Raw genomic sequence first — 22956 nt, 5'->3', positions numbered from 1 at the left:
CGACTTTCGCGCGTATGACGAACTCGGGTATCGTGTGACGTGACCCTGAAACGCGTGCAGGCGAATTCCCATGAAAAACGTCCTCAGCATTCAGTCGCACGTCATCTACGGCCATGCCGGCAACAGTGCGGCCGTGTTCCCGATGCAGCGCCTCGGCATCAACGTCTGGCCGCTCAACACCGTCCAGTTGTCGAATCACATGCAGTACGGCCACTGGGCCGGTAGCGCGATCGATGCCGCGAAGATGGAACAGCTCGTCGACGGCATCGCCGCGATCGGCGCGCTCAAGCGCTGCGACGCCGTGCTGTCAGGCTTCCTCGGCTCGCCGCCGCAAGCGCGCGCGGCCGTCGAGATCGTCCGCTCGGTGAAGGCGATGAACCCCAATGCGTGGTACTTCTGCGATCCGGCGATGGGCCAGACGGGCGGTATCCGGCCCGAGCCCGGCGTCGAGGAGTTCATGGTCCAGGAAATGCCGGCACTCGCGGACGGCATGTCGCCGAACCACACCGAGCTGCAGAAACTCGCCGGACGGCGCATCGAAACCGTCGCCGAAGCCGTCGAAGCCTGCCGCGCACTGATCCGCCGCGGCCCGCAGATCATCCTCGTCAAGCACCTGCACGACCGCAACAGTCCGGCCGACCGTTTCAACATGCTCGCCGTCACCGAAACCGAAGCGTGGATCGGCCAGCGTCCGCTGTATGCGTTTCCGCGCCATCCCGTCGGCGTCGGCGACCTGACCAGCGCGATCTTCGTCGCGTGCCGGCTACGCGGCGACTCCGTGCGCGCCGCATTCGAACACACGCTCGCGGCCGTGCATGCGGTCGTGAAGGCCACCTACGATGCACGCCGCTACGAACTCGAACTCGTCGCCGCGCAGGACGAGATCGCACGCCCGAGCGAATGGTTCGGCGCGTGGGTGACCGACGCCTGACGCACCGGCACCGCCCTCCGCTTCGCCGGCGTACCGCTCGCGCCGCGCCGCTTTCCTGCTTCCCCCTGCTGTTCACGACCGTTGACGACATACGTCCCGATGCCGCTTCGCCGCACATGCAAACGTTTCCGGACTTCACATGAATGACACCGATTCCTCGCTATGCTCGCGGCGGCACGAACCGGCGCAGCCGCATCCTGCGCCCCGGTGCGCGCCTTCCCGTAGGTCCCGCCAATCGGCTCCCCCCTTTACCGCACGATAACGACCATGACCCGATCGAACCGTCGTGACTTCCTGCGCGTCGCCGCCGGCACTGCCGGCGCCGCCGCGCTGAACCTGTTTCCGCCCGTGATCCGCGATGCGCTCGCGATTCCCGCGAACCGCCGCACCGGCACGATCCGCGACATCGAACACATCGTGATCCTGATGCAGGAGAACCGTTCGTTCGACCACTACTTCGGCACGATGCGCGGTGTCCGCGGCTTTGGTGACCCGCGCCCGCTGCGCCTCGCGAACGGCAAGTCGGTGTTCCACCAGCCTGTCGGCCCGGCCGAACTGCTGCCGTTCCACCCGGGCGCCGACAAGCTCGGCCTGCAGTTCCTGCAGGACCTGCCGCACGGCTGGCAGGACATGCACGCCGCGTGGAACAAGGGCCGCTACGACCAGTGGGTGCCGAACAAGGGCACCACGACGATGGCGTACCTGAAGCGCGACGACATCCCGTTCCACTACCAGCTCGCCGATGCATTCACGATCTGCGACGCATACCACTGCGCGATCCCGAGCTCGACCGACCCGAACCGCTACTACATGTGGACGGGCTACGTCGGCAACGACGGCACGGGCGGCGGCCCGGTGCTCGGCAACGAGGAAAAGGGCTACGGCTGGAAGACCTATCCGGAAGTGCTCGAACAGGCCGGCGTGTCGTGGAAGATCTACCAGGACGTCGGCACGGGGCTCGACGCGAACGGCTCGTGGGGCTGGACGCAAAACCCGTACATCGGCAACTACGGCGACAACTCGCTGCTCTACTTCAACCAGTACCGCACCGCACTGCCCGGCACGCCGCTGTACGACAAGGCGCGCACCGGCACCAACATCAGCGCCGGCGGCACGCTGTTCGACGTGCTGCAGCAGGACGTGAAGAACGGCACGCTGCCGCAGGTGTCGTGGATCTGCGCACCGGAAGCGTATTCCGAGCACCCGAACTGGCCCGCGAACTACGGCGCGTGGTACATCGAGCAGGTCTTGAAGGCGCTCGTGTCGAATCCCGACGTGTGGAGCAAGACCGCGCTGTTCATCACGTACGACGAAAACGACGGCTTCTTCGATCACGTGCAGCCGCCGTTCGCGCCGCAGTCGCGCGACAACGGGCTGTCGACGGTCGCGACGACCAACGAGGTGTTCCCCGGCGACGCGTCGCACATGGCCGGCCCGTACGGGCTCGGGCCGCGCGTGCCGATGCTCGTCGTGTCGCCGTGGACCAAGGGCGGCTGGGTCTGCTCGCAGACCTTCGATCACACGTCGCTGCTGCAATTCATCGAGGCACGGTTCGGCGCGCAATACCCGGTTACGGCCGCCAACGTGTCGCCGTGGCGCCGCACGGTGTGCGGCGACCTGACCGCCGCGTTCGACTTCGCGACGTCCGATGCCGCGTGGCCGACGCTGCCCGACACGAGCAGCTACGCGCCGCCCGACCGCACCCGCCACCCCGACTACATCCCGGCGCCGCCGGTGCTGCAGAAGCTGCCGAAGCAGGAGGCCGGGCTGCGTCCGGCGCGCGCGCTGCCGTACGAGCTGTTCGTGCACGGCCGCGTCGAATCCGTGAACGGCCAGTTCCGGCTGACCTTCGCGAACACGGGCCGCGCAGGCGCCGCGTTCCAGGTCCAGTCGCGCAACCGCCTCGACGGTCCGTGGGCCTACACGGTCGAAGCCGGCAAGCGGGTTGCCGACACGTGGAGCGCTGCGGCATCGCTCGGCCTGTACGACCTCGACGTGTACGGCCCGAACGGCTTCTACTGCCATTTCCGCGGCCCGTTCGCGACCGGCGTCGGCAGCGCGAACGTGAACCCCGAAGTGATCTACGGCTATGACGTTGCGAACGGCAACATCACGCTGCGCCTGATGAACCGCGGCCACAAGGCCGTGCGGCTCAAGGTCACGAACGCGTACGGCCACGGCCGCTCGCGCACGTTCGACCTCGCGCCGGGCGCGCACGTCGACGACTACTGGGATCTGCGCGGCAGCCACGGCTGGTACGACCTGACCGTCAGCGACGGCCGGCTGCTCGGCTTCCTGCGCCGCTTCGCGGGCCACGTCGAAACGGGCCGCCCGAGCACCAGCGATCCGCTGATCCGCACGCACGCGTCGCACGACGACGCCGAAGCCGCATCGGACGCCCTGTCCGACTGACGGCCTCCCGCGCGCGGCGCGGCCCCGGCGGGCCGCGCCGCGTCTTTGCCCCGCCTCTCCGCCTCTTCGCCTTTCCGCCTTTCCGCCTTTCCGCCTTTCCGCCTTTCCGCCTTTCCGCCTTTCCGCCTTTCCGCCTTTCCGCCTTTCCGCCTTTCCGCCTTTCCGCCTTTCCGCCTTTCCGCCTCTCCGCCTCTCCGCCTCTCCGCCTCTCCGCCTCTCCGCCTCTCCGCCTCTCCGCCTCTCCGCCTCTCCGCCTCTCCGCCTCTCCGCCTCTCCGCCTCTCCGCCTCTCCGCCTCTCCGCCTCTCCGCCTCTCCGCCTCTCCGCCTCTCCGCCTCTCCGCCCGCTCCGTTCCCGACGGGAAACTCCCGATACCGGTCGATCCCGCTCGCGCGGAAGCTATGCGCAAATCCGCACCGAATGCGCGGCAAATTGCCAAGACCCGGGCATATCGGCGACCTATATATCGAGGCGATCGGGGCTTCTTACGGAGCCTGACGGGAGATTCTTCCGAGGATCACGATGCCGACCTCCCCGCCCGATTCCGAGAAGCGGTCGAACCGCCCGCCCGTCGCACGCGCCCGGCCCGCCCGGACGCGCGCGGTACCCACTCGCAGGTGTCGAACAAGAGGAACAACATGAAATTCCGTCATTCCCTGCTGTCGGTGTCGATTGCATCCGCGCTTGCCCTCCTCTCGCAACAGGCCGCCCAGGCCGCCGACGCAACCGACGTGAAGGTCGGCTTCGCCGCGCCGCTCACGGGCGTGAACGCCGGCTACGGCAAGGATCTGCAGAACGGCGTGCAGCTCGCGCTCGACGATGCCGCCGCGCAGAAGGTGCAGATCGCCGGCAAGCCCGCGCACTTCAATCTCGTCGTGCAGGACGACCAGGCCGACCCGCGCATCGGCGTGCAGGCCGCGCAGGCGCTGGTCGACCAGAACGTGTCGGTCGTGGTCGGTCACTTCAACTCGGGGACGACGATTCCGGCCTCGGTCGTCTACGACAAGGCCGGCATCCCGGTGATCGACCCGGCCGCGACCAACCCGACGCTCACGTCGCGCGGGCTCGCGAACATGTTCATGGTGATCGCGACCGACGGCCAGAACGCCGGCAACGCGGGCAAGTACGCGGTCGACGTGACGAAGGCGAAGCGCATCGCGATCATCGACGACCGCACGGCGTTCGGCCAGGGCGAGGCCGACGAATTCGAGAAGGCCGTGAAGGCCGCCGGCGGCAACATCATCGGCCGCGAGTTCACCAGCAACCAGGCGGTCGACTTCCGCGCGCAGATCACGAGCCTGAAAGGCAAGAACCCCGACCTGATCTTCTTCGGCGGCCTCGACTCGCTCGCCGCGAATTTCATCAAGCAGATGCGTCAGCTTGGGCTGAATGCGCAGTTCGTCGGCGGCGGCGGCGTGAAGGACAACGAGTTCATCAAGATCGCGGGCCCGGCCGCCGAAGGCGCGATGGCGTGGGAATACGGCCGGCCGCTCGACGAGCTGCCGCAGGGGAAGGATTTCGAACAGCGGTTCAAGAAGCGCTTCGGCGTCGACGTGCTGTCGTATGCGCAGTTCGGCTACGACGCGGCGTGGGCGGCAATCAAGGCGATGCAGGCGGCCGGCTCGACCGACCCGAAGGTCTATCGCCCGGCGCTGAAGAAGATCGACTTCGAAGGCGTGACCGGCCGCATCTCATTTGCGAACGACGGCTCGCTGAAGAGCGGGATGTCGACGCTGTACCAGGTGAAGAGCGGCGCGTGGAAGACGATCGTGACGAAGGGAGGCTGATCGGCGGGTTCGGCGGCCGGCGGCGGATGCGCCGCCTGGCCGCGCAGATCGATGACGCGACACCGATCTCGTATGACGACTGATGTTGCCGCAATTCGGCTGGGTCCGCGGCAACGCGGGCCTCGTCATGCAACGGTCAGCCGGCCTCGGCTTCCGCCGCCTCGTGCGCGCGGCGCAGCCGCTCGCGGCTGTTCGTGAGGTGCGTGCGCATCGCGGCGCGCGCGGCTTCCGGGTCGTGGCGCGCGATCGCCTCGTAGATGTCCTCGTGCTCGTGATTCAGCCGGCCGACGTAGCGCTCGAGATCGTCGCCCGCGAAGCGCGCCGAATTCACGCGCGTGCGCGGGATGATCGACGTGCCGAGTTGCGTCATGATGTCGACGAAATAGCGGTTGCCGGTCGATTGCGCGATCTGCAGGTGGAACTGGAAGTCGAGCTGCGCGGTGTCACGCCCGCCGCCCGCCCCCGTCGCGATCGCGTCGAGCGCACGCCGCAGCGCGGCGAGGTCGGTATCGTTCGCGCGCTGCGCGGCCAGGCTCGCGCACTCGCTCTCGAGGCTGATGCGCAGTTCCAGCACCGCGAGCACGTCGCGCAGCGTCGTGATCGTCGCGGGATCGATGCCGAGCGCCTGGCGGCGCGACGGCTCCAGCACGAAGCTGCCGATGCCGTGGCGCGTTTCGACGAGGCCACTCGCCTGCATCCGCGAGATCGCCTCGCGCACGACCGTACGGCTCACGCCCTGCGCCGCCATGACTTCGGTTTCGGTCGGCAGCTTGTCGCCAGGGCGCAGCGTGCCGTTTTCGATCTGCGCGGTCAGCGCGTCGACGACATCTTGTGCGAGGCTGCGTGCGCGACGGCGCGGCGCTGCGGGAAGCGTAGGCACGGACATGAGGCCGGTTCCTTTTTGAATGATCGTAATGTGAGCCGAGGGTTTACGCGGGGTTTGAGCGAAAGCCGATGATTCATTATACTGCGTCACAAGTCATCCGACGACTGATGATCGGTGCACGGATCTCCTGTCGACTCAGGCCGGCATTCCAGCGCCGCCCGGTCCCATGCCTTACGATCGGCCAGTGTTCGCGTTCTGCGCTTTGCTGGTCTCGTTGTCGCTCCCACCCCGTTTCGGGTTGCGTCGACATGCGGGCCTTGCGCGCCGCGCACGTCGGTTGTCGAATGATCGCACCTCCCGCCGCGCGCGGCAAAGCTTTTGCCGCACGGCATTGCCCCACTCTTTTGCCATCGCCGCCCATGAACGCCGTCACAGCCTCGCCTTCCCACGACACGCCGCGCATCGTCGACCTGCAAGCGATTCCGGTCGCCGGCCACGACAGCATGCTGCTCAACCTGAGCGGCGCGCACGGTCCGTTCTTCACCCGCAACCTCGTGATCCTGAAGGACAGCGCGGGCCGGACCGGCGTCGGCGAAGTGCCCGGCGGCGAAAGCATCCGCCGCACGCTCGACGACGCACGCGCGCTCGTCGTCGGCCAGCCGGTCGGTAACTACCACGCGGTGCTCAACGACGTGCGGCGCACCTTCGCCGACCGCGACGCGAGCGGCCGCGGGCTGCAGACCTTCGACCTGCGCACGACGATCCACGCGGTCACCGCACTCGAAGCTGCGCTGCTCGACCTGCTCGGCCAGCATCTCGGCGTGCCGGTCGCCGCCCTGCTCGGCGAAGGCCAGCAGCGCGAGCGCGTCGAAATGCTCGGCTATCTGTTCTACGTCGGCGACCGCACTAAAACTGCACTCGCCTATCGCGACGGCAGCGGCGCGACCGACGACTGGACCCGCGTGCGCGACGAAGCCGCGCTGACGCCCGAGGCCGTCGTGCGGCTCGCCGAGGCCGCGCATGCGCGCTACGGCTTCAACGACTTCAAGCTGAAGGGCGGCGTGTTCGAAGGCGCAAGCGAGATCGAGGCCGTGACGGCGCTCGCCGAGCGCTTCCCCGACGCACGCGTGACGCTCGACCCGAACGGCGCATGGTCACTCGACGAGGCCGTGCGACTGTGCCGCGATCAGCATCACGTGCTCGCGTATGCGGAAGATCCGTGCGGCGCGGAGAACGGTTACTCGGGCCGCGAGGTGATGGCCGAATTCCGCCGCTCGACGGGGCTGCCGACGGCGACCAACATGATCGCGACCGACTGGCGGCAGATGGGCCACGCCGTACAGTTGCAGGCCGTCGACATCCCGCTCGCCGACCCGCACTTCTGGACGATGCAGGGTTCGGTACGCGTCGCGCAGATGTGCCGCGACTGGGGCCTCACGTGGGGTTCGCATTCGAACAACCACTTCGACGTGTCGCTCGCGATGTTCACGCATGTCGCGGCCGCCGCGCCGGGTCAGGTCACCGCGATCGACACGCACTGGATCTGGCAGGACGGAGAACGGCTGACGCGCGAGCCGCTGAAGATCGAGGACGGGCTGGTGGAAGTGCCGAAACGCCCGGGTCTCGGCGTCGACATCGACATGGATGCGGTCGCGGTCGCGCACGAACTGTACAAGCAGCATGGCCTCGGCGCCCGCGACGATGCGGCGGCCATGCAGTATCTGATCCCGGGGTGGACGTTCAACAACAAGCGCCCCTGTCTCGTGCGCTGAGCGCGGGACGAACCGGGCGGCAGGGCCGCCCGGTGACCGGTGACCGGCCCTTGCCGGCCACGACGACCTGGTCGGGCCTGGCCGGCCGCACCTACCCGGCCAGCCCGATCCCCCGCGCCATCCCCGACGCGGCGAACACGATGACGATCACGAGCACGGCCTGCCAATGGCCGATCCGCACATAGGTGCGCGCACGGCCGAGATCGGGCATCTGCTGCTGCCGCGCGGCAACGCGCCATCGGATCAGCCCCAGCATCGGCACGACCTCGAGCAGCAGGATCAGCACGAGCGCTGTCATCTTCAGGTGAAAGAGTGGCTCGTGCAGATAGTACGCGGCGCCTTTTTCAAAACCGCCGAACGCGCGCATGAGGCCCGTCACGACCAGCACGAGCGCGGACACTCCCCATGCAGCATCCGCCTTGAAGACGCCAGGCAGGTCGGCGGCCTGCGCGGACGCAATGAGCCGGCGCAATGCGCGGTTACGCCCCGCGATCGCGGCAAACGCGACGCCGAATGCGCTCAGGTGAATGGCAGCCAGCAACCAGCGGACGATCATCGCGCCTCCTTGTCGCCCGCGCCCGGTGCGCAGGCCCTGTCAGACGATCTGCTTGAGCGCGGCGTCGAGCGCGAGCACCGCGACGCGGTCACCTTCGGTCGCGAGCCGCGCGCGCATCACGATCTGCCGGTTATGGCCGACGGCCGCCGGCGAATCCCACAGCAGTTCGACCTTCGGCCGATTGAACAGGCTGCCGCGACGCGGCGGCACGACTGCCGGCTGCGTCTCCAGCGCGCCCTCGCCCGCAACGGCAGGTGCCGCCCGGCCGGGCCAGCGCACCGACAGCTCGCGCGCGTCGTACTGGCCGACCTTGCGGCTTTCCATCCAGACGATCGCGGTGCGCGTCAGCACGTCGAGTGAAATCGCATACCGGCCGACCGCGAAGCGGCGAGCGGCCACGTTGGTGCGCCACAGCGGCCGCGGGCGGCAGATCCAGACGATTGCCGCGTAGAGCGCCGGCGCGGCGACGAGCCAGCCGTTGGTCGCCGTCACCGCATGCAGCGCGTGGCGCCAGCCGGCCACCCACGCGAACATGCCGATCGACCAGACCGCGAACAGGAAACCGATCAGCGCGAAGACGCGCAGCGCCTGACGCAGCCACTGCGGCAGCGGATGAAACGGCCGCTCGGCACGCGCGGCGGCGCCCGGCAGCGCGAGCAGCAGGAAGATCAGCACGAGGTAGACGAACGCCCACGGCGACGACACCATCGCGGACAGCGACGAGCGATAGCCCATCTGGGACATCGAGAACAGCCAGCGCGCGAGCAGCACGAGACCGATCGCGCGCAACGCGAAGATCACACCGGCGCCGGGGGCCGGCGCTGCGCGCGTGGTTTTCGTTCTCGCCAAGACTGCTCTCCTCTGGATATTCGTACAGGGCCGGATTTCACGGCACGGCCATTATAGGGACATTACCGGCTGGACAGACGGCTGGATGGCGTGCCGGGCCGCTTCGAGGGTCGTTCGCGGCGCCGGGCGCGGCGAGAATACAACACATCCGCGCCGCGGATGTGACAACGCCCCGCCGGAAACCCGGACGGGGCGTCGATGACGGCCGCGCGCCGCAGCGCGGCAGCGGCCCGCAATCAGCTTGCGTTGACTTCGCGGAGCACCGTGCGGCGCTTCTGGCGCAGCAGTTCCTCGTAGCCCTTCACGTAGTTCTGCGCCATCACCTTCGACGAGAAACGTGCTTCGAACGCGGCGCGGACCTTCTCGCGCGGCAGCGTATCGAGGCGCTTGAGCGCCGCGACGGCCGACAGTTCGTCTTCGACGACGAAACCCGACACGCCGTTGTCGATCACTTCCGGCACCGAGCCGCGCTTGAACGCGATCACCGGCGTGCCGCATGCCATCGCCTCGATCATCACCAGGCCGAAGGGCTCCGGCCAGTCGATCGGGAACAGCAGCGCATGCGCGTTGCCGAGGAATTCGGTCTTTTCGGACTCGCTGATTTCGCCGATGTACTCGACGTGCGGCAGCGCGAACAGCGGCTTGATCTTTTCTTCGTAGTACGCGCGGTCAGCCTTGTCGAGCTTCGCGGCGATCTTGATCGGCAGGCCGGCCTGTTCGGCGATGCGGATCGCCGTGTCGACGCGCTTCTCCGGCGAGATGCGGCCCAGGAACGCGAGGTAGCTCGGCTTCACGTTCGGGATCGGCGTCAGCAGGTTTTCCGGCAGGCCGTGGTACACGGTCGACAGCCAGTTCGCCTGCGGCAGCGGGATGCGCTGGTTGTCGGAGATCGACACGACCGGCACGTCGTTGAATGCATTGAAGATCGGCTGCAGTTCCGGCAGGTCGAGACGGCCGTGCATCGTCGTCAGATGCGGGACCGGCTGGCGCGAGAACAGCGAGAACGGGTAGTAGTCGATGTGGCAGTGCAGGACATCGAACTCTTCCGCGCGGCGGCGCACCTGCTCGAGGAGCAGCATGTGCGGGGCCATCACGTCGCGGATCGTCGGGTCGAGGCGCAGTGCCTGCGGCCAGCACGCTTCGAGCTTTGCGGAGGTTTGCGAATCGCCGCTCGCGAAGAGCGTGACGTCATGCCCCATCTCGACAAGTGCTTCGGTGAGGTAGGACACCACTCGCTCGGTACCACCGTACAGTTTCGGGGGCACCGCTTCATGCAACGGAGCGATTTGGGCGATTCGCATGCGTAACTCCTAAAAAATCGGCTAAAAACCAGGTATGGGTCGGCAACCTGCCGGCGGTCCGGGCTGGAAGCATCTCGTCCGACAATCAGACGAATCAGCCTGCCGGGGGCGTCGAACCCGCGCTGCTCAAGGAGCGTCGGCGACGCGACAGGCATAGAACGTTTGAAACGAAGACCCGTTGACAGGGGTTCGTAAAAAAACCTGGAATCGAACCCGGAGCCGATTATCTAGGGTTAATCCTGATACGGCGCACAACATTTCAAACACTTTACTTTGTTACAAAGGTGCAACACTTTGCAACCCGCGGACTTGGGTGTCCGTTCTAGAGTGGAAGGCCCTTTTGGCGATCCAGGTCACCCGTGGCTGCCGGCAGCACGATTCCGGCACATGAGGCAGGACGGGATGCCGGATTTTATCTCAAAATCGATCGCGAGCCCCCTGGCCAAGGCAAGATTCGCGCAGCGCGACGCACGGCCTTGTTTACAATGCCGGATTATTCAGTCCGGGCGAACGCCGGCATGCGATCCAGCCGCAACGCTCAATCACCGAATCACCGCACGCATATTTTGGAATCTCTCACCCCTGCCCAGCGCAACGCCCACAACGCGGAGCTGTCGAGCTACGCGCACCGGCCGATCGCGTTCCTGTTCCGCTACATCCGTCTCCACCCCGTCGCGCACCTCATCGTGTTCTGCAGCGTGCTGGCCGCCGTCGGCTGCGCGCTCGGCTCGCAATACGCGATCAAGCACCTGATCGACGTACTCGCGACCGGGCGCCATCACCCGGGCCCGCTGTGGAGCGCGTTCGCGCTGCTCGTCGGGCTGATCGCGGCCGACAACCTGCTGTGGCGCGTCGGCGGCTGGGTCGCCGCGCACACGTTCGTCGCGGTGACAGGCGACCTGCGGCGCGACCTGTTCCAGTACCTGATCGGCCATTCGCCGACGTATTACTCGGAGAAGCAGCCCGGCACGCTCGCGAGCCGCATCACGGCCACGTCGAACGCGGTCTACACGTCCGAGAACACGATGGCGTGGAACGTGCTGCCGCCGTGCATCGCGGTGATGGGCGCGATCCTGATGATCATTGTCGTCAATCCGCTGATGGCCGCCGGCCTGCTCGGCTGTTCGGCCGTGCTGTCCGTCATCCTGTTCAAGCTCGCCGGGCGCGGCTCGGCTCGCCATCATGCGTTCGCGGCGAAAGCCGCCGCGGTCGACGGCGAGCTCGTCGACGTGATCGGCAACATGGGCCTCGTGCGCGCGTTCGGCATGACGCTGCGCGAACAGAAGCGCTTCGGCGCGACGGTCAAGGCCGAGATGGACGCGCGCCAGCAAAGCCTGCTCTATCTCGAAAAGCTGCGCCTCTTGCACGCGGTGATCACCGCGATGCTGTCGGCCGGCCTGCTCGGCTGGGCGCTGTGGCTGTGGGACCAGGGCCGCGCAACGTCGGGCGACATCGTGCTCGTCAGTTCGCTCGGCTTCACGATCCTGCACGGCACGCGTGACCTCGCGGTCGCGCTTGTCGACGTCACGCAGCACGTCGCACGCCTCTCCGAGGCCGTGAAGACGCTGCTCGAACCGCACGGGATGCCGGACCGCTCCGACGCGCAACCGCTGTCGGCCACGGGCGGCCGCGTCGACTTCGAGCGCGTGACGTTCGCGTACCCGCACCGCCGCGCGATCCTCGACCACTTCGACCTCCATATCGAACCGGGCCAGCGTGTCGGCCTGATCGGCAAGTCGGGCGCCGGCAAGTCGACCGTGCTTGCCCTGCTGCAGCGCTTCTACGACACGCAGGACGGCGCCGTGAAGGTCGATGGCCAGGAAGTGAAGACGATCACGCAGGACAGCCTGCGCCATGCGATCGCGCTCGTGCCGCAGGACATCTCGCTGCTGCACCGGACCATCTACGACAACATCGCGTACGGCCGCCCCGAGGCGACCCGCGACGAAGTGCTCGCCGCCGCGCGCGACGCGCGCTGCGCGGAGTTCATCGAGGCCATGCCGGAAGGCTATGACACGATCGTCGGCGATCGCGGCGTCAAGTTGTCCGGCGGCCAGCGCCAGCGCATCGCGATCGCGCGCGCGATCCTGAAGGATGCGCCGATCCTGCTGCTCGACGAAGCGACGTCGGCACTCGACAGCGCGTCCGAGGAAGCGATCCAGAGCGCACTCGACCGCCTGATGGTCGGCCGCACGGTGATCGCGATCGCGCACCGCCTGTCGACGCTGCGCAACTTCGACCGGATCATCGTGATGAGCAACGGCAAGGTGATCGACGACGGCCCGCCCGACGTGCTGCGCAACCGCCCCGGCCTGTATCGCGACCTGCTCGCGAAGCAGCACGGCCGCCATCACGCCGCACCCGACGGCAACACGCCGACCGGCGAGCGCGTCGCCTGACGCGCAGGCATCCAGCCGACAAAAAAGCCGCCGTGCATCACGCACGGCGGCTTTTTTCATTGCACCGGAAGCAGCCGGTCAGACGTGCTGCAGATCGCGCAGGAAATTGTCGCGCCACACCGACACGTTGTTCTCGCGCAGCTGCGCGATCATGTCCGTGTAGCGCGCGCGCCGCTCGGCGAGCGGCATCGTCAGCGCCTGCGACAGCGCATCGGCCATCCCGTCGATGTCGATCGGATTGACGATCAGCGCGCCCGTCAGCTCGCGCGCGGCGCCCGCGAAACGCGACAGCACGAGCACGCCCGGATCGTCCGGATTCTGCGCGGACACGTATTCCTTCGCGACGAGGTTCATCCCGTCGCGCAGCGGCGTCACGAACCCCACGCGCGCAAGCCGGTACAGCGCCGCCAGCACCTGGCGGTCGTACTGGCGGTGAATGTAGAGGATCGGCGCCCAGTCGAGCTCCGCGTAGCGCCCGTTGATGCGCCCCGACTCCGCTTCGAGCTGCAGGCGGATGTCCTGGTACGCACGCAGGTCCGCGCGCGTCGATGGCGCGATCTGCAGGAACGACACGCGGTTGCGGATCGACGCCTGGTGCTCGAGCAGCTTCTCGAATGCGCGGAAGCGCTCGACGAGCCCCTTCGAGTAATCGAGCCGGTCGACGCTCATGATCAGCTGCCGCCCGCGCAGCGACGTCGCGAGCGTGCGCACGGCCTTGCCATGCTCGCCCGCCTGCGCGAGCGACGCGATTTCGTCCGGATACACGCCGATCGGATAGGCGGCCGCGCACAGCGTCTGGCCGAACGCGCGCACGCGCACCGTGTGCCCGTCGCGCTCGACCTCGCCGCCCGCCTCGAACTCGACGTAGTCGCAGAACGCGCGCAGATCGGGCTCGGTCTGGAAGCCGAGCAGATCGAACGCGCACAGCGACTCGACGAGCTCGCGGTGCGGCGGTACGTTGACGAGCACCTGCGCGGCCGGAAACGGGATGTGCAGGAAAAAGCCGATGCGGTTCTTCACGCCGGCATCGCGCAGCGCGCGCGCGAACGGGATCAGGTGATAGTCGTGCACCCAGATCACGTCGTCGTCCTGCAGCAGCGGTACGAGCTGCTGCGCGAGCCACACGTTGACGCGACGGTAGCCGTCGAATTCGTGCCGGTCGTACTGAATCAGGTCCGCGCGGTAATGGAACGCAGGCCACAGCGTCGCATTCGAGAAACCGCGGTAATACTGGTCGTAATCGCGGCGCGACAGCCCGACGGTCGCGAACGTCACGGGCCCGCGCTCCTCGACGCGGATCTGCGGCTGCGGCGCACCGGACGCGACCACTTCGCCGCTCCAGCCGAACCACATGCCGCCCGTCTCCTTCAGTGCGTCGTAGACGCCGATCGCGAGACCGCCCGCCGCCGGTTCGCCTTCCGAAATCGGCGCGACGCGGTTTGAAACGATGATGAGCCGGCTCATGCGTGCGGCTGCCCCGCGCCGAGCCAGCGCGCGATCTGCTCATGCAGCGCGTCGACCGAATCGAGCCGCGTACGGGCCGACGTCTCGCCGGCGCCGACCTTGATCGACAGGCCGCCGCGCGCGTTGACCACCGCGAAGCCCTTCTCGTCGGTCAGGTCGTCGCCCGCGAACAGCGGCACGCGCCCCGCAAAGGGCGGCTCGTCGAGGAACGCGGCCAGCGCGCGCCCCTTGTCGACGCCCTTCGGCTTGATCTCGAACACCATCTTGCCGGGCTGCAGCACGTACGCATCGGCATAGTCGGCGACGAGACGCTCGGCCGCTTCGCGCGCCACGGCCTCGCGCTCCGGCGCATTGCGAAAGTGCAGCGCGACGGCCGCGCCCTTGATTTCGAGGAGCATGCCCGGATGACGGTCGACGACGCCCGCAAGCTCGCGCTCGATGCGCAAGAGGCGTTCGTCGTTGAAGCCGATACGCTGCGTGTCGCCGTTCGCATCGCGGCGCTCCGCGCCGTGCAGGCCCGCGATCGGCAGATCGGGCATCTTCAGGAACGTGTCGAGGTTGTCGATCCCGCGTCCGGACACGACTGCGACCGCGCCGTGCGAGCGGCGGCGCAGCTCGTCGAGCAGCGTCAGCAACGACGACGGAACGTGAATGCTGTCGGGGGTCGGCGCCAGTTCGACGAGCGTGCCGTCGAAGTCGAAGAAGAACGCGGTATCGGTCAGGGACAGGGAAGCCGGAACGGATTGCATCGATTCGATAGTCTGGGGGTCGGCCGGCAAACGCAGGCCGCCGCTGCGCGAATGGAATTGTGCGCATCTTACCGCGCCTGCGCACCGAGATGGGCGAAACCGGTGCATTGCCAGCCTCACGCGACCCGTTGCGTCAACTGCGACATATTGCCCCGCTCGCGCGCCCCGTACGGGTTTCGAAAGGACGCGGACGGACGAATTGCGCTACAGTCGCAACCGCCTGCCGCGCGACGCATGGCATCGCGCCGGCCGGCCACCTTTCCGTCCGATCGAGCCCCAGGATGTCGTCTGCCCGTCCCGCGCCGCACCGGCGCTTGTCCCGCCTCATCCACACGGTCGCGGCCGTCGCCGCCGCCGTGGCGCTCGCCGCGTGCACGCACGACGAGCCGCGCTGGAACCTGACCAACGTCACCGGCCACCTGCCCGACCTGTCGTTCACGCTGACAGGCGGCGACGGCCATCCCGTCGACGCCGACGCGTTCCACGGCCGCATCGCGCTCGTCTACTTCGGTTACACGCACTGCCCCGATGTCTGCCCCGAAACAATGGCGCGGCTGATGGAAGTGCTCGCCAAGCTCGGCCCGCGGGCCGATGACGTGCGCATCCTGTTCGTGTCGGTCGATCCCGCGCGCGACACGCCGCAGATGATGCAGTCGTACGTCGCCGCGTTCGACGCCGCGCATGCGCGCGGGCTGACCGGCACCGACGGCCAGATCGAATCGCTCGCGAAACGCTATCGCGTCGCGTATCAGATGGAACAGCGCGATCCGTCCGGCGGCTACGAAGTCACGCACAGCTCGGCCGTCTACATCTTCGACGCAACCGGCCGCGCGCGCCTGCTCGCGACCGATCGCGATTCGCCCGACGCCATCGCCGCCGATGTGCGCCGGATCATCGACACCGCCTCCCATACCTGAATTCCGACATGAACAAGAAAACGACTCTCAAGACGTTCGCCCTCCTCGCCGCACTGTGCGTCGGCGCCCACGCGTATGCCGCCGGCGCGATCACCGCGCAGAACGCCTGGGTGCGCTGGCTGCCGAACAAGCTGCCCGCGGGCGGCTACGTGACGCTCGTGAACACGAGCGACAAGCCGATCGATCTCGTCGACGTCGACAGCCCCGACTACGGGATGGCGATGCTGCACCAGACCGTGTCGAACGGTTCGACGCAGAAGATGGAAATGGTCGACAAGCTGACGATCCCCGCACGCGGCAAGGTCGACATCGCGCCGGGCGGCTATCACTTCATGCTCGAGGAACCGAAGCACGCGATCAAGCCGGGCGACACCGTGCACCTGCGCCTGAAATTCTCCGACGGCGAAACGGTCGACGCACCGTTCGCCGTGAAGTCGCCGGCCCAGACGAAGTGATCCGCGCGCGATGAACCTCCTGTACTGGCTCGATCCGTGGGAACCGTCGCCGACGGTCGTCATCGCGGTGCTGACCGCCGCCGTGCTGTTCGCGCGCGGCGTGAAGAAGGCGAAGGTGACGCCGCTGCGGCAGTTCTCGTTCTGGTTCGGGCTGACGGCGCTCTATATCGCACTGCATACGCGGCTCGACTATTTCTTCGAGCACGAGTTCTTCCTGCACCGCGCGCAGCATCTCGTGCTGCATCACCTCGGGCCGTTCTTCATCGCGCTGTCGTATCCGGGCGCGGCGATCCGCGCGGGCATCCCGTTCAGCTGGCGGCAGCGCTTCGTGCGCCCCGCGCTCGCGTGGGCGCCCGTGCGCGCGACCCTCGACGTCGTGTTCCATCCCGTCGTCGCGGTCGTGCTGTTCGTCGGGCTGATCTATTTCTGGCTGCTGTCGCCGATCCACTTCATCGCGATGCTCGACTGGCGTCTCTATCGCGTGATGAACTGGAGCATGGTGATCGACGGGCTGCTGTTCTGGTGGCTCGTCGTCGATCCGCGGCCCGCGCCGCCCGCGCGGCTGTCGCCGGGCCGCCGGATCCTGATCGTCGTCGCGGCGATCCCGCCGCAGATCGCGCTCGGCGCGCTGATTTTCTTTACGCCGCACGAGCTGTATCCGATCTACTCGATCTGCGGCCGCGCGTTCACGTGGCTGAGCCCGCTGCGCGATCAGCAGATCGGCGGGCTGCTGCTGTGGATTCCGGGCTCGATGATGAGCGTGATCGGCGCGCTGATCGCGCTGCGGCACTGGCTGCGGCTGTCCGCGCGCGGACGCCTGATCGGCGAACGTGCGGTGCAGCGCGCGGACAAGCCGCCGGTACCGCACGCCGCGCACTGAGCGCTGCGCGGCGCGGCACGCGTCATGCGCGCGCGCTGCTCATCCACACGTGCGGGATGCCGTCCTCGTCGTGCACGTCCGAACTCGGCGTGAAGCCGAATGCGCCGTAGAAACGCTGCAAGTGAGCCTGCGCATGCAGGCTCACCGGCGTATCCGGCCACTGCGCGCGGATATGCTCGAGCGCGCGCGACAGCAGCCCGTTGCCGAGGCCCGCACCGCGGAACGCGGCGGTCGTCAGCACGCGGCCGATCCGCACGTCGGTGTTTTGCGCGTCGGGCAGCAGCACGCGCAGATAGCCGGCCAGGCGGCCGGCCGGATCGAATGCGGCCAGGTGCCACGCGGCCTGGTCCGCGTCGTCGATGTCGCGATACACGCAGTTCTGCTCGACCACGAACACGGCGCTGCGCGCTTCGAGGATCGAATAGACTTCGCGCGCCGTCAGCGCGTCGAAGGATTTCCAGCGCCAGTCGAGATCGGCGGCGCCCGGGGATGCGGCGGATGCGTTCATGTGCGGTCCTGATTCAAGCGCGCCGGCCGGCGCGCGGCAACCGTCGATTATGCCTCGAAGCGCACATCGCGCGCGACCGCCTGCCCGCGCGCGAAAAAAAGGCCCCGCATGGTGCGGGGCCTGTTCGTCATGCCGTCATGACAGTCATGCCGGCATCTGGCCGAAGCGGCCGCCGTTGAAATCCTCGATCGCGGTGCGGATCTCCGCTTGCGAGTTCATCACGAACGGACCGTAGCCAACGACGGGCTCGTCGATCGGCTCGCCGCTCAGGATCAGCAGCTTCGCATCGCCGTTCGCTTCGATCTCGACGTCGCTGCCGTCGCGGCCGAGTTGCACGAACTGCGCTTCGCGAGCGACCGTCTCGCCATTCACCTGCACGGTGCCGCTCAGCACGACCACCGCGAGCGTACGCCCTTCGGCGACCGGGAACCGCGCATGGCCGCCTGCCACGAGCCGCACGTCCCACACGTCGATCGGCGTATGCGTACGGGCCGGGCCGCGCCGCCCGTCGAGTTCACCGGCGATGATCCGCGCGCGCCCTGCGCCGTCCGGCAGTTCGACCACCGGGATGTCGGCGTCCAGCAGCGTCTGATAGCCGGGCGCGCCCATCTTGTCCGCGGCGGGCAGGTTCACCCACAGCTGCACCATCTCGAGCGCACCGCCGCGCTTCGTGAACGCCTCCGAGTGGAATTCCTCGTGCAGGATCCCGCTCGCGGCCGTCATCCATTGCACGTCGCCCGGGCCGATCACGCCGCCCGCGCCGGTCGAGTCGCGGTGCGCGACTTCGCCGTCATAGACGATCGTCACCGTTTCGAACCCGCGGTGCGGATGCTGGCCGACTCCGCGCGGCGCCGTCGCCGGCTCGAACGTCGCGGGGCCGGCGTAGTCGAGCAGCAGGAACGGGCTCAGGTGCGTGCCGTGAGACTGGTAGCTGAACATCGAACGCACCGGGAAACCGTCGCCGACCCAATGGCCGCGCGGCGCACTGTACACACCCTGGATCTTCTTCATTGCCCTTCTCCAAATTGCGGCGAAACACGTGTTTCGCATCCATGAGTAGCAATATAGAGGTGGAACGATCGATCCGGTAGACTGCCGAAATCACACTCAGCGTTCTATTTCATGAACGATAAAGCACGGGATCTGAACGATCTCTATTATTTCGTGCAGGTCGTCGAACACGGCGGCTTCGCGCCGGCCGGGCGTGCGCTCGACATGCCGAAATCGAAGCTGAGCCGCCGTATCGCGCTGCTCGAGGCCCGGCTCGGGATGCGGCTGATCCAGCGTTCGACGCGCCGTTTCACGGTCACCGACGTCGGCCAGACGTACTACGCACATTGCCGCGCGATGCTCGTCGAGGCCGATGCGGCCGACGAGGCGATCGCGCTGCTGCACGAGGAGCCGCGCGGCATCGTGCGCGTCAGTTGCCCGGTCGTGCTGCTCGATTCGCTGGTCGGCACGATGATCGCCGCGTTCATGGCCGCATGCCCGCGCGTCGAGATCCACCTCGAAGCGACCAACCGGCGCGTCGACGTGGTCGGTGAAGGGATCGACGTTGCAATCCGCGTGCGCCCGCCGCCGCTCGAGGACAGCGATCTCGCGCTGCGCGTGCTCGCCGAACGCGGCCAGTGCCTCGTCGCGAGCCCCGCGCTGCTGCGCGAGCACGGCGCGCCAGCCGTTCCCGCCGATCTCGCACGCGTGCCGAGCCTCGATCACGGCGCGCCGCAGTCCACACACGTATGGCGGCTGCGCGGGCCTGATGGTGCGCACGCGGAAATCCATCACCAGCCGCGCTTCGTGACGGGCGGCATGCTCGCGTTGCGCGCGGCGGCCGTCGCGGGTGTCGGCGTCGTGCAGTTGCCGACGATGATGGTGCGCGACGAGGTCGCACGCGGCGAACTGGTCACGGTGTTGCCGGATTGGGCACCACGTCGCGAGATCGTGCATGCGGTGTTCGCGTCGCGCCGGGGGCTGCTGCCCGCGGTGCGCGCGCTGCTCGACTTCCTGGCGGAGCGGTTTGCCGAACTCGACCCCGACTGAGCGCTGCAGGCCGCGCGCGCGTGCCGTAGACTGCGGTACGCGCCACGCGCATTTTCACAACCCTTATCGCTTTCCCGTCATGTTCACGCTGTCCAACGACCCCAACGCCTCCAAGGCCGATCAATACGCGACGCTCGTCGAGCAGGCACGCGCCCTCGTCGAGTCCGAACGCGACCTGACGGCAAACGCCGCGAATTTCTCCGCGCTCGTCTATCACTCGCTCGATCGCCTCAACTGGGCCGGCTTCTACTTCTTCGACGGCACCGAACTCGTGGTCGGGCCGTTCCAGGGCAAGCCCGCGTGCGTGCGGATCGCGCTCGGCAAGGGCGTGTGCGGCACGGCCGCGCAGACGCGCGAGACGCAGGTCGTGCGCGACGTGCACGATTTCCCGGGCCACATCGCATGCGACGCGGCATCGGAATCGGAAATCGTCGTACCGCTGGTGGCCGGCGACGGCACGCTGATCGGCGTGTGGGATGTCGACAGCCCGGTCGCCGCGCGCTTCGACGACGAGGACCGCAAAGGGATGGAAGCGCTGTGCCGCGTGTTCGTCGAACACGCGTGGCAGAAGGCGCGCGGCTGAACGGCCGTTACGCGTCGCGCAGCGGGATGCTGCGCAACCTCAAACGAAACGGGCCCCGCGAAGGGGCCCGTTTCGTTGCAGCGCTGCGCCGTCAGGCCGCGTGCGTGCCTGAAAGCGCCGCGAACGCCTGCGGCTTCGCATCCTCGGTCAGCACCTCGAAGCCCGTTTCCGTCACCACGACCATGTGCTCCCATTGCGCGGACAGCGAATGGTCCTTCGTGACGACCGTCCAGCCGTCGCCCAGCACGCGCGTGTCGCGCTTGCCCGCATTGAGCATCGGCTCGATCGTGAAGATCATCCCCGGCCGCAGCGGCACGCCGGTGCCCGGGCGGCCGTAGTGCAGCACCTGCGGCTCGTCGTGATAGACGTCGCCAATGCCGTGCCCGCAGTACTCGCGCACCACGCTGAACCCTTCGCGATGCGCGACCTGCTGGATCGCGTAGCCGACATCGCCCAGCGTCGCGCCCGGACGCACCGCGCGGATGCCCGCGTGCATCGCCTCGTAGGTCGCCGCGACGAGCCGCCGCGCGAGTTCGTTCGGCTCGCCGACGAAATACATGCGGCTCGTATCGCCGAACCAGCCGTCCTTGATCACCGCGATGTCGAGGTTCACGATGTCGCCGTCGCGCATCGGCCGCGACGTCGGAATGCCGTGACAGACCACGTGGTTGACCGACGTGCACAGTGTCTTCGGATAGCCGTGATACCCGATGTTCGCCGGAATCGCGCCGAGTTCGTCGACGATGTATTCGCGGCAGCGCGCGTCCAGCTCGTCGGTCGTGACGCCCGGCTTCACGTGCTCGGTGATCATCGTCAGCACCTGCGACGCGAGCTTCGCGGCTTCGCGCGACTTGGCGATTTCCGCGGCGCCGCGGATCGGAATTTCTCGCTTCGCCATTACGCCACCTGCTCGATGTGCTGCGCGACCGGTTCAGCCGGTCCCACGTCACCGCCCCGCGCTTCGGCCTCGATCAGCATCTTGCAGATGTCGCCGTAGGACAGCGCCGGGTTGAGTTCCGCCAGCATTCCGACACGCAGCCAGTGCTCGGCCTGCGCGTTGATCGAACGGCTCAGCGCCGTGCTCGTCGAGCGCAGCCGTTCATGCATGTGCTCGGAAATCTTGATGATTCCCATATATCCCCAATTAAACGAAACGTAGCTGTTTCGTATATTACGCTGCGTACGCCTGCCGGGCAAGCCGTCCAATTTCCGCCCCCCCTTCGCCGGTCGCGACAAATGCCGTTGACATCGGATTCCAGTTTGCTGGAAAATAAATCCATCATGAAAGAAACAGCGATCACCACGGCCGACGACACCGGCATCAACGAGCGCATTGCCCGACGCGTGCGCGACCTGCGCACCGTTCGAGGCTACACGCTCGATGCGCTGGCCGCGCGCTCCGGCGTCAGCCGTTCGATGATCTCGCTCATCGAACGCGCGTCGGCCAGCCCGACAGCCGTCGTGCTCGACAAGCTCGCGGCCGGCCTCGGCGTCTCGCTGGCCGGGCTGTTCGGCGGCGACCGGGACGACGCGCCCGCGCAGCCGCTGGCCCGGCGCGCGCAGCAGGCCGAATGGCGCGATCCGGCGTCCGGCTATGTGCGGCGCAACCTCTCTCCGGCCGGCTGGCCGTCGCCGATTCAGCTCGTCGAGGTCGATTTCCCGCCCGGCGCGCGCGTCGCATACGACAGTGGCGGGCGCGAAAGCGCGCTGCACCAGCAGGTATGGATCATCAGCGGCCGCGTCGACGTCACGTTCGGCGATGCGCTTCACGAACTTCACGAAGGCGACTGTCTGGCCATGCGGCTCGACCAGCCGCTGATCTTCAGCAACCCGTCGTCGCATGCCGCGCGCTATGTCGTCGTGATCTGCGATGCATCCGCCGCCGCCGGCGTGCGGAGCGCGTGATGCGCACCGCGTGTGCGCAATCGGTTTAGAGCCAACAGGAAGGAGCCCGTATGAATTCCCCGAAACAGCGCGACGACGTGCGCCTGATCGATTGCAGCGAGGCCGAGCATGCAGCGGCCATCCTCGAGATCCTGAACGACGCGATCGCGAACTCGACCGCGCTGTACGACTACCGGCCTCGCCCGCCGGAAGCGATGGTCTCGTGGTTCGCGACGAAGCGCGCGGGCGGGTTTCCGGTCATCGGCGCCGTCGACGAATCGGGCACGCTGCTCGGCTTCGCGAGCTGGGGCACGTTCCGCGCGTTCCCCGCGTACAAGTACACGGTGGAACACAGCGTCTACGTGCGCGGCGACCAGCGCGGCCGCGGGCTCGGCGAACTGCTGCTGCGCGAAGTGGTCCGGCGTGCGCGCGAAGCGCAGGTGCACGTGCTGGTGGGCTGCATCGATGCGACCAATGCCGGAAGCATCGCGCTGCATACGAAGCTGGGATTCGTGCACTCGGGCACGATCACGGAGGCGGGATTCAAGTTCGGCCGCTGGCTCGATGCGGCGTTCTATCAGCTGAAGCTCGAGACGCCGGCGCAGCCGGTGGATGGTTGATCAGGCGTCGCCACGACATCTGAG

22 protein-coding genes are annotated in these 22956 nt (G+C 67.6%); 12 read left to right on the top strand and 10 right to left on the bottom strand.

All coding sequences use genetic code 11. The features are described 5' to 3' along the window. Window positions 1-70: 70 nt before the first annotated feature. The 3 genes from pdxY (at window position 71) to OHZ10_RS05805 (ending at window position 5129) form a co-directional block, all read left to right on the top strand. A complete protein-coding gene (pdxY, locus tag OHZ10_RS05815; protein ID WP_041492785.1) occupies window positions 71-931 on the top strand; it encodes a pyridoxal kinase PdxY in 861 nt (286 codons plus the stop codon). A 267-nt stretch (window positions 932-1198) separates the two neighbouring features. Next, complete coding sequence (locus OHZ10_RS05810) at window positions 1199-3343, top strand: phosphocholine-specific phospholipase C (RefSeq protein ID WP_174992007.1); 2145 nt, start codon at window positions 1199-1201, stop codon at window positions 3341-3343. Window positions 3344-3980: 637 nt separating this feature from the next. Next, window positions 3981-5129, top strand: a complete 1149-nt coding sequence (locus OHZ10_RS05805) for a branched-chain amino acid ABC transporter substrate-binding protein (RefSeq protein WP_174992006.1) — start codon at window positions 3981-3983, stop codon at window positions 5127-5129. 136 nt (window positions 5130-5265) lie between these two features. On the opposite strand, the gene OHZ10_RS05800 is transcribed toward OHZ10_RS05805, so the two are convergent. After that, window positions 5266-6015: a FadR/GntR family transcriptional regulator gene (locus OHZ10_RS05800; protein ID WP_059235306.1), complete on the bottom strand. Its 750-nt coding sequence runs from the start codon at window positions 6013-6015 to the stop codon at window positions 5266-5268. Window positions 6016-6374: 359 nt separating this feature from the next. On the opposite strand from OHZ10_RS05800, the gene gudD reads away from it, so the two are divergent. Beyond that, window positions 6375-7727 carry a glucarate dehydratase gene (gene gudD, locus OHZ10_RS05795; protein WP_059235308.1) on the top strand — a complete coding sequence of 451 codons (1353 nt, stop codon included), beginning with the start codon at window positions 6375-6377 and terminating at the stop codon, window positions 7725-7727. Window positions 7728-7818: 91 nt separating this feature from the next. Here the strand turns inward: gudD and OHZ10_RS05790 are convergent, their stop codons facing one another. From OHZ10_RS05790 to OHZ10_RS05780, 3 genes are all read right to left on the bottom strand, one after another. After that, window positions 7819-8283, bottom strand: a complete 465-nt coding sequence (locus OHZ10_RS05790) for a DUF2214 family protein (protein ID WP_059235310.1) — start codon at window positions 8281-8283, stop codon at window positions 7819-7821. A gap of 39 nt (window positions 8284-8322) precedes the next feature. After that, a complete protein-coding gene (locus OHZ10_RS05785) occupies window positions 8323-9132 on the bottom strand; it encodes a hypothetical protein (protein WP_059235312.1) in 810 nt (269 codons plus the stop codon). A gap of 236 nt (window positions 9133-9368) precedes the next feature. Continuing rightward, the gene (locus OHZ10_RS05780) at window positions 9369-10433 is read right to left on the bottom strand and encodes a glycosyltransferase family 4 protein (protein WP_059235315.1); all 1065 of its coding nucleotides are present in this window, start codon (window positions 10431-10433) and stop codon (window positions 9369-9371) included. Window positions 10434-10999: 566 nt separating this feature from the next. On the opposite strand from OHZ10_RS05780, the gene OHZ10_RS05775 reads away from it, so the two are divergent. Continuing rightward, window positions 11000-12832, top strand: a complete 1833-nt coding sequence (locus OHZ10_RS05775) for an ABC transporter ATP-binding protein (RefSeq protein WP_059235317.1) — start codon at window positions 11000-11002, stop codon at window positions 12830-12832. 78 nt (window positions 12833-12910) lie between these two features. Here OHZ10_RS05775 and otsA read toward each other — a convergent pair whose 3' ends face one another. After that, window positions 12911-14296 carry an alpha,alpha-trehalose-phosphate synthase (UDP-forming) gene (gene otsA / locus OHZ10_RS05770; RefSeq protein ID WP_342703902.1) on the bottom strand — a complete coding sequence of 462 codons (1386 nt, stop codon included), beginning with the start codon at window positions 14294-14296 and terminating at the stop codon, window positions 12911-12913. Next, entirely contained in the window at window positions 14293-15045 is a 753-nt protein-coding gene (gene otsB / locus OHZ10_RS05765; protein ID WP_059235321.1) for a trehalose-phosphatase, read from the bottom strand. The genes otsA and otsB overlap by 4 nt, the downstream gene beginning before the upstream one ends. A gap of 281 nt (window positions 15046-15326) precedes the next feature. Here otsB and OHZ10_RS05760 point away from each other — a divergent pair, with 281 nt between their 5' ends. The 3 genes from OHZ10_RS05760 to OHZ10_RS05750 are packed head-to-tail and all read left to right on the top strand — an operon-like array spanning window position 15327 to window position 17297. Next, window positions 15327-15962 carry an SCO family protein gene (locus OHZ10_RS05760; protein ID WP_226196946.1) on the top strand — a complete coding sequence of 212 codons (636 nt, stop codon included), beginning with the start codon at window positions 15327-15329 and terminating at the stop codon, window positions 15960-15962. 8 nt (window positions 15963-15970) lie between these two features. Beyond that, entirely contained in the window at window positions 15971-16417 is a 447-nt protein-coding gene (locus tag OHZ10_RS05755) for a copper chaperone PCu(A)C (protein WP_059235324.1), read from the top strand. Window positions 16418-16427: 10 nt separating this feature from the next. After that, a complete protein-coding gene (locus OHZ10_RS05750; RefSeq protein ID WP_059235326.1) occupies window positions 16428-17297 on the top strand; it encodes a cytochrome c oxidase assembly protein in 870 nt (289 codons plus the stop codon). A 22-nt stretch (window positions 17298-17319) separates the two neighbouring features. On the opposite strand, the gene OHZ10_RS05745 is transcribed toward OHZ10_RS05750, so the two are convergent. Together OHZ10_RS05745 and OHZ10_RS05740 are read right to left on the bottom strand one after the other, a co-directional pair. Next, window positions 17320-17805: a GNAT family N-acetyltransferase gene (locus tag OHZ10_RS05745; protein WP_059235328.1), complete on the bottom strand. Its 486-nt coding sequence runs from the start codon at window positions 17803-17805 to the stop codon at window positions 17320-17322. A gap of 144 nt (window positions 17806-17949) precedes the next feature. Then, a complete protein-coding gene (locus tag OHZ10_RS05740) occupies window positions 17950-18816 on the bottom strand; it encodes a pirin family protein (protein WP_174991999.1) in 867 nt (288 codons plus the stop codon). Window positions 18817-18927: 111 nt separating this feature from the next. Here OHZ10_RS05740 and OHZ10_RS05735 point away from each other — a divergent pair, with 111 nt between their 5' ends. Together OHZ10_RS05735 and OHZ10_RS05730 are read left to right on the top strand one after the other, a co-directional pair. Then, entirely contained in the window at window positions 18928-19845 is a 918-nt protein-coding gene (locus OHZ10_RS05735) for a LysR family transcriptional regulator (RefSeq protein ID WP_059235332.1), read from the top strand. A 79-nt stretch (window positions 19846-19924) separates the two neighbouring features. After that, complete coding sequence (locus OHZ10_RS05730) at window positions 19925-20428, top strand: GAF domain-containing protein (protein WP_059235333.1); 504 nt, start codon at window positions 19925-19927, stop codon at window positions 20426-20428. Window positions 20429-20519: 91 nt separating this feature from the next. On the opposite strand, the gene map is transcribed toward OHZ10_RS05730, so the two are convergent. Beyond that, window positions 20520-21326, bottom strand: coding sequence for a type I methionyl aminopeptidase (gene map, locus OHZ10_RS05725; protein WP_059235336.1), 807 nt, complete (start codon window positions 21324-21326; stop codon window positions 20520-20522). Then, the gene (locus OHZ10_RS05720; protein WP_027783949.1) at window positions 21326-21562 is read right to left on the bottom strand and encodes a ParD-like family protein; all 237 of its coding nucleotides are present in this window, start codon (window positions 21560-21562) and stop codon (window positions 21326-21328) included. Before OHZ10_RS05720 ends, map begins: the two co-directional genes overlap by 1 nt. Before the next feature lie 147 nt (window positions 21563-21709). On the opposite strand from OHZ10_RS05720, the gene OHZ10_RS05715 reads away from it, so the two are divergent. Together OHZ10_RS05715 and OHZ10_RS05710 are read left to right on the top strand one after the other, a co-directional pair. Further along, window positions 21710-22333, top strand: coding sequence for a helix-turn-helix domain-containing protein (locus OHZ10_RS05715; RefSeq protein WP_340623919.1), 624 nt, complete (start codon window positions 21710-21712; stop codon window positions 22331-22333). Window positions 22334-22383: 50 nt separating this feature from the next. Continuing rightward, the gene (locus tag OHZ10_RS05710; protein ID WP_256085726.1) at window positions 22384-22932 is read left to right on the top strand and encodes a GNAT family N-acetyltransferase; all 549 of its coding nucleotides are present in this window, start codon (window positions 22384-22386) and stop codon (window positions 22930-22932) included. The last annotated feature ends 24 nt before the right edge of the window (window positions 22933-22956 follow it).

It is taken from the genome of Burkholderia arboris (assembly GCF_038723655.1).
GTDB lineage: Bacteria > Pseudomonadota > Gammaproteobacteria > Burkholderiales > Burkholderiaceae > Burkholderia > Burkholderia arboris.
Note: the sequence above shows the minus strand (reverse complement) of the source record. Positions and strands in the feature narration are given on the sequence as shown.